Here is a 10,313-nt window from a genome sequence, read left to right on the forward strand (position 1 = left end):
GTGACTAAACGCGGCCGAGTCCGGTGAAGCGTTCGACCCAGGCCCGAAGAGCCTCAAGGACACGGACGCGCACGGCTTCGCGCCCGGCTCCTGCACCAAAGCGCCGCATGGGCGGAAGGATGGAGGACAGGCCGGTTCCTTCATCGTTCACGTAACCCTCACGTAGCGACTCGTAGGCAAACTCGCGCGCCCCTTCGCCTAGGCGTTCAGCCTTGATGATGGCGGCCAGTTCTCCCTCGCGTTTCGCGGCAATGAAGGCCTCAAACTCGGTGGGGACATCCCCGTTGACGGAGACCCTGCGGTAGAACTCTTCGATGAGATCGCGCTTGCCTCGCAGTGTCGGAGAAGACGCCAGGGCGCGCGCAATGTCAACAGGGATTTCTCGGTCCTCGCCGTCTCCCTTTTCTCCCCGGTGATGTTCGACCAGCATGAGGATGTAGTCGACATTGATGTCCACCTGCTTGACCAGTTCCATCTCAAAGACCAGGTCGTCAGCGATGGGTTCTTTGTCGGCCCGAGCGCGTTCACGAGACTCGTTGTACAGGTCCAGGTAGATACTCCGGTAGTCTTCGAGGTCACGAGACGGGATGGGGTCATCGGATTCGAAGTCGTCGAAGGACGTCAGGATGTTGCGCAGTCGGAGGACCTGTCCCATGAGGATGATGAAGCGCTTCTTGTCCTTTTCGGAGGTGATCGATCCGATCGGGAGGGGGAAGTCGATGCGCAGCTGATCCATGGTCTCCAAGTAGCTGGACAGGTATTCGCCGTAGGGGCGCAGCAGTACTTGTCCGCGTGCTTCCTTGTTTCCGAAGAGGGCGATCGCGTCTTCGGTGGCCTGCTCAAGGTTCCGGAAGCACACGATGTTGCCGTAGGTTTTCACAGAGTTGAGGATTCGGTTGGTGCGGGAGAAGGCTTGGATGAGGCCATGGGCGCGCAGGTTCTTGTCGACCCACAGGGTGTTGAGTGACTTGGAGTCGAAGCCAGTGAGAAACATGTCGACGACGATGACCAGGTCAATACGTTTCTCGGCGAGGGCGCGAGATAGGTGCTCGTAGTAGTGCTCGAATCCCGATGCGTCGGTGCCGAAGTTGGTGCCGAATTTCTGGTTGTAGTCGGCGATCGCGTCGTCGAGGAAGGCGCGATCGTCCTGGGAGAGGGCCGAGGGATCCATGGATTCTTCGGTGAGCAGACCGGTTCCGGGCGCATCGGCGTTGGGCGCATAGGAGTAGATGATGCCGACGGAGCGCCTGCGTGCGGGAGGCAGGTCAGCCTGCTGGCGAGCGAACTCCTGGTAGTAGGCGCGGGCGGCCTTGATGGAGGAGGTGGCGAACAGGGAGTTGAATCCTGTCACCCGCTGGTCACGCAGCTGGTAGGAGGCGTGACGCTTCGTCTTGTGGTCGAAGTGCTCGAGGATGTAGGAGACGACCGACGAGATGTGTGTCGGGTTCATGTACACACTGTCGGTGTCGATGCCCTCCACCTCGCGGTTGTCGATACCGTCGCGCACTCGGAAGGTGTTGACGTAGTCGACACGGAAGGGCAGGACGGTCTTGTCCCGGATGGCGTCGACGATGGTGTAGGAGTGCAGCTGGTCCCCGAAGGCCTGCTCAGTGGTGCGCAGGTTTGCTTTCCCGGAGCTGGAGGCGTTTTCCGCAAAGATGGGTGTGCCGGTGAAGCCGAAGAGGTGATAGTTGCGGAACGCGCGCGTGATGTCGGTGTGCATGTCGCCGAATTGGCTGCGGTGGCATTCGTCGAAGACGAGGACGACGTGCCCGGTGTAGATGGCGTGGCCGCGGTTTGCCTTGACGAAGGTGGAGAGCTTTTGGATGGTCGTGACGATGATCGGGATGGATGCGTCGTTGATTTGTTCGGCGAGCTGTCGGGTGGACTGGTTCGCAGAGACCGTTCCTGCGGCGAAGGTGTTGTATTCCTTGATGGTCTGGTGGTCCAGGTCCTTGCGGTCGACGACGAAGAGGACCTTGTCGACGCCTTCCATGCCAGCGGCGAGCTTCGCCGTCTTGAAGGAGGTGAGGGTCTTTCCGGAACCCGTCGTGTGCCAGATGTATCCTCCGGCTGCGACGGTGCCGGTTTGCTTGTTCATGGTGGATGTCTTGATGCGCTGGAGAATCGCTTCGGTGGCGGCAATCTGGTAGGGCCGCATGACGAGGAGCTTGTGAGAGGTATCGAGGACGCAGTAGCGGGTGAGGATTGCGAGGATGGTGCGCTTGGCCAGGAAGGTAGCCGCGAAGTCGGTGAGGTCGGGGATCTGGTTGTTGGCGGCGTCGGTCCACCAATTGGTGAATTCGTAGGAGTGGGCGTTGGCGGCGGCGACTTCGCGCCTGTGCCCGACGTTTTCGCGGATGTGTTGGAGGCGCACGGTGTTGGAGTAGTACTTGGTCTGGGCGCCGTTGGAGATAACGAAGATCTGTACGTAGCCGAAGAGGCCGTCTCCGGCGTGGAAGGAGTCACGCTGGTAGCGGTCGATCTGGTTGAAGGCTTCGCGCAGTTTTTTGCCGCGTCGTTTGAGTTCGATGTGGACGAGGGGCAGTCCGTTGACGAGGATGGTGACGTCGTAGCGGTTGGAACGCAGCCCCGTGTCGACTGCGTACTGGTGGATGACCTGCACCTTGTTGCGGTGGATGTTGGTCTTGTCGATGAGGCGGATGTTCTTGGGCGTGCCGTCGTCGCGGGTGAGGACCTGCACGTGGTCCTCCTGGATACGCCGGGCTTTGGCGACCACGGGGTTGGCGTCAGCGGAGGGTACATCGACGATATTGTGGCGGTAGAAGCGCCGCCATTCGTCGTCGCTGAATCGGTAGTTGTTGAGGGCTTCGAGCTGGGCACGCAGGTTTGCTTCGAGGCCAGCCGCGTCGTGGATGTCCGCGTACTCGTAGGCTTGGCCACGCAGCTGGTTGATGAGGGCGTCTTCGAGGGAGCCTTCGCTCTGGTAGTCCCGTTCCTCCTCGTGGGTCGGCTCGTAGAGGCCGACGACCGTGAAGTCGTCGGTAAGGACGACGGGTTCAATGCGGGGGCGAGGTTCGTCGGTGGACACTCGCGGTCCTTTCTCTACGGGTCTCGGTCGAGGCCGGGGCTACTTCCGCGGGAGGCTACCCTCCCGTTTCAATGTGGTTGTTTCGATGCTAACGTGCCCCGTCCTCATCTGCGTCCAGGCTGTACCAGCGATGTCAGCTGACAGACAAATCCACAGCCTGCTGTACACGCCACGCCTGCGCGATAGCAAGCGATTTGTCATCATGCTCGTCGCTGGCACTCAGACGGCGACCAGCCCTGTTTGCGCCCGCCCGAGTCACGTGGTCCTGCTGTTTTTCAGCCATATTCGAAGTACAGTGACCCGAAGGTGATCAAGGGGAGGGAGCAGTCATGGCACAGACAGTCATCGACGTCGCAACCTACATCCTGGAGCGCACGGATACGATCACGACCATGAAGCTCCAGAAGCTTGCCTTCTACTCCCAGGCTCAGCACCTCGCGCAGTATGGAGTGCAGCTCTTCCCGGAGGACTTTCAGGCGTGGCGGGGCGGCCCGGTCGCACCAGAACTCTACGCCCTGCATCGCGGAAAGTTTCTGATTCGTCCAGGCGAGCTAGAAGGCGGCGATTCGTCGACTCTGACCGATCACGAACGTTCTGTTATCGACAATGTGTGTGCTGCGATGGGACACGCGACTGGTGCTGAGCTGAGCGAACGCACGCACCGAGAATCCCCCTGGCTCGATGCGCGCGACGGCCGGAAGCCCTCCGAACCATCAGACACAGTCATTACCCAGGACGCAATGCGCAGGTACTACCAGGAGCATCCCGTCCTCGGTTGATTGCCTAATGACACCCCTTTGCTCTGACGCCACTATGGACACTAGAATAATTGCAGGGCAAGGGCTGAAACGGGTACGAAGCAGGTCACCTGCAGAGGACGACCGCGAAACCCGACAAAACAGGGCCTCGTAATAGTCCACTCGTGGACGGCAAGCTGAAGTCACGCCCTCGTGTTCCCCTCGCGCACGCGCGAGGGGAACACGTCTCTACGACGCGACGCTTCCGGAGACAACTTTTTCAGGGAAAGAGAGCAAGCGATCCCTGTAGTGCTCGTACTGGGCGTGACGGGCTGCGATCTCGGCGGGCAGGCCCGAGGAGATGTCGTTGACGAAGGCATCGAAGCGGTCGAGGAGAGCAACTATCCGCGCTTGTTCCTCAACTGTCGGAAGAGGAACCGATAACCGCTCGAGATCGAATTTCCGGATGGAAGGGACAGCCCCAGAGTCATGAGCGACAGAAACCAGGTCTTGTTCCAGGAACCAGTAATATAAAAATTTGCCATTAATTCCATCCGGGAGACACACTGCCACGTTATTGTCAACAAGAGACGCCACACTCAAAATACGCTTCTTATTCGTCCTAATAGCTGCACCAATTTTCGGAAACACAATAGCTCCAGCAGGAAATGGAGCCATACTCAGTCTATGAGCATCCGCTTTAGCTAGATAGTTGGCAGCACTTTCTAGGAACACCTGATTACCAGGACGATTCATATCCGAAACCTTATAGAACGGATATTCACCGAATATACGCCCCTGCTCAGACTTTGGAAACCCGTATCCAGCAGAGATGCGGGAAACAGACCCCAAATCAACCACCTTCACTTGACCACGGGATGCCAGCGAATCATAGGAGAGCAAATCGTTACGGTAGTACTCATACTGGGTTCGTCTGGCTTCCAGTTCCGCTTCCAGTTCCGCTTCCAGTTCCGCTTCCAGCGTCGTGAACTGATCTAAGATTCTCGTAATTTCCCACTGCACCTCAAGCGGTGGAACAGGAATACGAACACGTGACAGACCTTTATCGGAAATGCGCCGAACCTTCGCTCCGGTGAGGTACGGTCGCTTCTGCTCTTGAAACAGACTGGACGCAAAGAAATACGAAACATATTTAGGATCGAGGCTGTGGCGAAAGTAGAACATATCGCCGCTGATTGCTACTTCTCCTGATCCGAGCCATGCAGTCGCTTTTCCTACGGCTTCATCATCCTCACTCGTTGTCGCAATAAGAAGATCACCATGATCAGCACGCTTGAGTCGATCAAATTGCGCATCTGACACCAATGCGACAGCCTCATCGACAAAAACCCCAAATCGGGTATGAATCTGCCCATAATGTACACACGGCTTCCCTTGTTCGACAAAGTCTGTCTTCTGCAGACCTCCGCCACGAACAAAACTTCCAATTTCACCCAGCGGCCTGTATTCCACCCCTTCCGGGCACAGTTCCTTGATCAACTCGGCGAGGCGGCTCATCGGTCAGCCTCCAGTTCCGCGACGATCGCGTCGATGGAGGCGCGCAGCTCGCGTTGACGCTCCACGATACCGGCGATGCGGGCATTGAGTTCGACGATGTCCACTTGCTCGCGCGTATCCTCGGGCTCGACGTAGGAGGACACCGACAGGTTCCAGTCGTTGGCCGCGATGTCGTCAATCGACACCAGCGCGGCGACGTGGTCCACCGCCTGACGCTGCGACACTAGGGAGAGGATCCGCTGCTGATTCTCCGGCGTCAGGCGATTCTTGTTTCCCTCACGCGCACACTCGGCGGACGCGTCCATGAAAAGAACGCTGTGGTCGGGACGCGCCTTCTTGAGCACGATGATGCAGGTCGCGATCGTCGTCCCGAAGAATAGGTCCGGCGGCAGCTGGATCACCGCGTGCACGAAGTTGTTTTCCACCAGGTATCGGCGGATCTTTCCCTCGGCACCGCCGCGGTACAGGACGCCCGGAAACTCGACGATCGCGGCTGTGCCGTCCTCGGCCAACCAGTGCAGCATGTGCATGGTAAAGGCCAAGTCCGCCTTGGATTTAGGGGCCAGCACGCCCGCTGGGGCGAAGCGCGGGTCGTTGATGAGGGCAACGTCGTCCTTACCCGCCCACTTCGTGGAATACGGTGGGTTCGAGACGATCGCGTCGAAAGGCTGATCGTCCCAGTGGGCAGGCTCCGTCAGCGTATCCCCCAGCGCGATGTCAAAGTTCGCAAAATTCACGTCGTGCAGGAACATGTTGATGCGGCACAGGTTGTACGTCGTCAGGTTGATCTCCTGACCGAAATACTGGCGGGTTCTCGACGGTCCCAGTAGCTTCGCGAATTTGAGGAGCAACGACCCCGAGCCTGCACACGGGTCGTACACACGAGCCACGTCAGAGCGCCCGTCCAGGGCGAGGGTCGCGAGGACCTCGGCGACTTCCTGCGGCGTGTAGAACTCGCCGCCCGATTTACCCGCGCTTGAGGCGTACATGGTCATCAGATACTCGTAGGCGTCACCGAAAGCATCGATCTTCGCAGCACCATGCTCCAGTGGCAGGTCTCCGACGGCATCCATGATCTTCACGAGTTTCGCGTTACGCTGGGCGACCGTGTTGCCGAGTTTTGCGGAGTTCACGTCCACGTCGTCGAAAAGGCCACGCAGATCAGACTCGGAGCCGCCGCCTCGAGCCGAGTTTTCAATGAAGCGGAAGACGCGAGCAAGGGTCTCATTGAGATCCTCGTCGGATGCTGCGCGCGCCCGCACATTAGCGAACAGGTCAGAGGGTCGAATAAAGAACCCCTTTTCCCTCACAATATTCTCGCGATCACTCTCCGCTTCCTCGTCGCTGAGGGTTGCGTAATCGAAGGCTGCGGCCTCCTCAGGCGTTCCACCTTCAGAGAGGATCCCCTCGCGCTCGGAGACGTTCATGTAGTCCGTCAGTTTCTCGGAGATGAAACGGTAGAACAGGAAGCCCAGCACGTAGCTTTTGAAGTCCCACCCGTCCACGCTTCCACGCAGATCGTTGGCGATGCGCCAGATCGTCTTGTGCAGCTCCGCTCGCTCGATCATTGCCGCCACTATGCCCTCGATTTCCTTGCCAGGGTCAACACGCCCTCATATATTCCGCTCATGATGCGCGTCACCACAGCGAACAGATGAGGCGAAGCGCACGCTTAGCTTACGCTACGACGCCTTGCGCGCCTCCCTCAGAGCTTCGACGATCTCGCACACCCTCCCCAACCTCGTTCATTGACGAGGCCGAGGCCGGGTCTGTGGGCCAGCTTCCTTGACCAAAGCGCCCCACAGAACACTAGACAGTTCCTAGCCAAGCACCATCTTTTCAAGATGAAATACCCTCTAACCAGAGCTAAGAAACCCACACAACATCTTGCAAGAGCGCTGATACTGAGCCATTTCCGCACTTTCACTTGTCCAAACTGTGGGACACTTGTCAGCTACTTGACTATATTGTCGATTAATTTACTGAATAAGCGACGTACCGTTGAATGAGCGCACCCATGCGCCAGGCTCCCTCGGAAGAGTCTCATCAACACCATCGAGGACACACGTCATGTCAACGCAACATCCCCCGACCATCCTCAACGAGTGGATTCTGCGCAACGACGACGGTTCCTACTGGTGCCGAGGCCTCGGCTCCCCATGGTGGGTCAACACCCCCAAGGGGACACCCAAGCACGAGAACCACATAACCAAGATGAACGTCAACACCCAGGGGTGGCACGAGTACATCACGGTTCAGTACGTGAACCGCGGTTCCGGCACGTGCCTGACAATCTCGAATGACACGACGACGACCTCGACACAGGCGATCATCGCGCAGTGCTCGTCTTCGTCGCCGTCACAGCGCTGGTCCGCCCCCGTTCCGGCAGGCCAGTAGCGGAGCCGTCACCGGATAGGCACTACCCGGTAGGACGACTCCCCTCTGGGCGCGCGATGGCTCACGCGCAGCCCACAACTCGGCCCCGACCTCGTATTTTCGACGAGGCCGGGGCCGAGTCATAAATCTTACCATCCCCTCTCAGTCAAACAGCAGCTCCCACGGTGAAGCGGATGACCATGAATGAACGCACTGCACCTATCGCGACGAGCGACACCAGGACCCCCGATGGAGCCGTTCACGTCAAGGAGCGGGCCTAACACGCACCGTATGTCAGAAGCAGCTGTTCCAGGCGAGTAATGAACTCACCAACCCCGAGACTGTAGTTCAGATACGTCCGTTTGATCGCATCTGCATGCGCAGCTTTCACCAGGACTACGTTATCGAATTCAGGTTCTCGACTATCGCCCTCATTAACAGAGTCGGCACCAAGAGATATTTTTTCAATGCGCTGGTATTCGCTATTCGCTTCAGAGAAATCGACGAAACCAACAATATCGAAAAACTGGAGATCACGTATGAGACAGAGCAAGAAATATTCGTCACTCGCACCCACATCAGATGCAACAACAATGCCACTGCGCGCTACAGCTAACTCTTTCAAAATCTTGGTTATATCACAAATTTCTACAATTTCACTACAGATTGAATATACATCATCACTCACACCCGGAATTCCAGGCATTTCCTCTTCTTGAGCAAATAAGTGAGAACTTAACGTCAGAAAACGGTCACGCATTTGCTCCTTTCCCCTAAGTTTTGCACGGGTATCCGGGCTCTTGTATTCAAGGCCGTACACCTCGCCTACTGCTTCAACACCTGTTGCCCAAAGGTGCTGAAGACGCGTACGAATCTGCACTTCAACTCGATACGAAATGCCAGATACAGGGACCTTGTATATTGCATGATAACTACGATAGCCACTTCGTTGAGGTACTGCGATATAGTCTTTAACCTTAGGCTTTCCAAGAATGCGCTCCAGCTCCGTTGCCGCACGGTATACTTCTTCAACATCATTAACGATAAGACGACAGCCGCCAATATCGTCAAGGACCCCGAGTTTGAATCTACTCTCTTCCCGCTGGAGCTTCCGAAGAATCGATTTCATCCGTTTCAGTCGATACGAGACAACAGCACCTTCAAATTGATGGGAGCAACTGCTCAGCGCTTCGAAACAGCGAGCTGTCGGCTCCAGATGTTGGACTCGCCACGTATGAGCGATAGCGAGAGCTTCCTGGCTCTTCATAATTGGGGGTGTAGTTGGGGTTTGAATCCTCCGGTTTCGAGGAGTGCTCGAGTGATGTAGTGGGTGAGGTTTCGGAATCCGAGGGCGGAGCCGCGTAGGTGTTCGAGGCGTCCGTTGATGGCTTCGGTGGGGCCGTTGCTGGTGTGGGGGTTATCGAAGTAGGCCAGGATGTCTGTGGCTCGGCGTTTGAGTGTCCTACCTAGCGTGATGAGCTCGGTGAGGGAGGAGGGCACGCTTGTAGAGGTGAGGCGCGTGATTTCCTCGTGCATTAAAGTCTTTCCCCCACGCGCGTTGGATGAGCGGTAGGCGTCGATGATGTTCTGGTAGACGCTCCAGGTGACCTCAAGGGCGACGTGGCAATCGCTGGCGAACAGGTCGAGGATCTGGTGTTGTTGGAGCGGCGTGAGTAGGCAGGATCTGGTGTGCATCATCCTGCGGGCCTTGTAGAGGGGATCCGTGGCCCGCCCGCGCCGATGGTGAAGTTCTTGCTGGATGCGCCTTCGGCACTCATCCAAGGCGTTGCCGGCCAGGTGCACGACGTGGAAGGGGTCCATGACCGCGGTTGCGTCTGGGAGTTCTTCGGCGGCGGCGCTTTTGAACCCGGTGAATCCATCCATTGCGACGATCTCGATGCGCTCGCGCCACGTGTCGGGCTGGGAGGCCAGCCAGGTTTTGAACACCTTTTTGGAGCGGCCCGGGACCATGTCCAAGAGCCGGGAGGGGCCACTGCGATCTCGGATGGGCGTCAAGTCCAAGACGACGGTGACGATTCTTGTCGCCGTACGGGGTGTGGCGCCACACGTGTTCATCCACGCCAATGACACGCACCCCCTCGAACCGTGCTGGATCATTGATCAGCAGGCGCGCCCCTTCGGCCAGGACAGCAGTGTTAGCGGCTCTTCCAGGACACGCCCAGGGCCTGGGCGATACGCGCCACCGTCAAATGGTGGACGACCAGCCCAGTGAGTGCCCAGCGCACCGCCGCCCGTGAGAGCTTGGCGCGCGGATCGACCGCTTGGCTCATATCCTGACGCCACACGTGAGCGCACTCCTGGCACCGGTAGCGGCGCACGCTCACATGCAAAATCGTGGGACGCCACCCGTAAGGCTCGTGCGCCAAGCGCCTGACTACCGTGTCACGCGCCTCGCCCTGGCACCCGCAGCAGCGACACCACCGATCCTCACCAACAATGCGGCAAGCCAACACTGCATGGTCTGGCTCAATGCGCTGGCCGGTCACTTCCAGACCCAGGTCATCCAGGCGCGTGAACGCGCTCAGGTCAGGGCGATCAAAGGTAGTATTAGACATGTCGAGGTCTTTCAGATGGACAGTGTCGGAATCTCCATCATCGAAAGACCTCGA

At 58.0% G+C, this 10,313-nt stretch carries 6 protein-coding genes and 1 pseudogene; 2 read left to right on the forward strand and 5 right to left on the reverse strand.

The genetic code is table 11. The annotated features are described in order from the left end of the window. Positions 1-4 precede the first annotated feature (4 nt). Positions 5-3,052 carry a type I restriction endonuclease subunit R gene (locus HMPREF1136_RS02215; protein ID WP_009647687.1) on the reverse strand — a complete coding sequence of 1,016 codons (3,048 nt, stop codon included), beginning with the start codon at positions 3,050-3,052 and terminating at the stop codon, positions 5-7. Positions 3,053-3,381: 329 nt separating this feature from the next. Here HMPREF1136_RS02215 and HMPREF1136_RS02220 point away from each other — a divergent pair, with 329 nt between their 5' ends. After that, positions 3,382-3,831, forward strand: coding sequence for a Panacea domain-containing protein (locus HMPREF1136_RS02220; protein WP_009647672.1), 450 nt, complete (start codon positions 3,382-3,384; stop codon positions 3,829-3,831). 207 nt (positions 3,832-4,038) lie between these two features. Here HMPREF1136_RS02220 and HMPREF1136_RS10510 read toward each other — a convergent pair whose 3' ends face one another. Then, complete coding sequence (locus tag HMPREF1136_RS10510; protein ID WP_009647686.1) at positions 4,039-5,307, reverse strand: restriction endonuclease subunit S; 1,269 nt, start codon at positions 5,305-5,307, stop codon at positions 4,039-4,041. Next, positions 5,304-6,884 (reverse strand): type I restriction-modification system subunit M, encoded by a 1,581-nt coding sequence (locus tag HMPREF1136_RS02230; protein ID WP_009647685.1) that lies wholly within the window; start codon positions 6,882-6,884, stop codon positions 5,304-5,306. The genes HMPREF1136_RS10510 and HMPREF1136_RS02230 overlap by 4 nt, the downstream gene beginning before the upstream one ends. A 493-nt stretch (positions 6,885-7,377) precedes the next feature. Between HMPREF1136_RS02230 and HMPREF1136_RS02235 the strand changes: the two genes are divergently transcribed. Further along, positions 7,378-7,704, forward strand: coding sequence for a ricin-type beta-trefoil lectin domain protein (locus HMPREF1136_RS02235; RefSeq protein WP_009647679.1), 327 nt, complete (start codon positions 7,378-7,380; stop codon positions 7,702-7,704). 256 nt (positions 7,705-7,960) lie between these two features. Here the strand turns inward: HMPREF1136_RS02235 and HMPREF1136_RS10515 are convergent, their stop codons facing one another. Both HMPREF1136_RS10515 and HMPREF1136_RS02250 read right to left on the reverse strand, forming a co-directional pair. After that, the gene (locus HMPREF1136_RS10515; protein WP_083836199.1) at positions 7,961-8,950 is read right to left on the reverse strand and encodes a RelA/SpoT domain-containing protein; all 990 of its coding nucleotides are present in this window, start codon (positions 8,948-8,950) and stop codon (positions 7,961-7,963) included. Further along, positions 8,947-10,259: pseudogene (locus HMPREF1136_RS02250) on the reverse strand (ISL3 family transposase). Before HMPREF1136_RS02250 ends, HMPREF1136_RS10515 begins: the two are co-directional and overlap by 4 nt. Positions 10,260-10,313: the final 54 nt, after the last annotated feature.

Source organism: Actinomyces sp. ICM47 (genome assembly GCF_000278725.1).
Lineage (GTDB): Bacteria > Actinomycetota > Actinomycetes > Actinomycetales > Actinomycetaceae > Pauljensenia.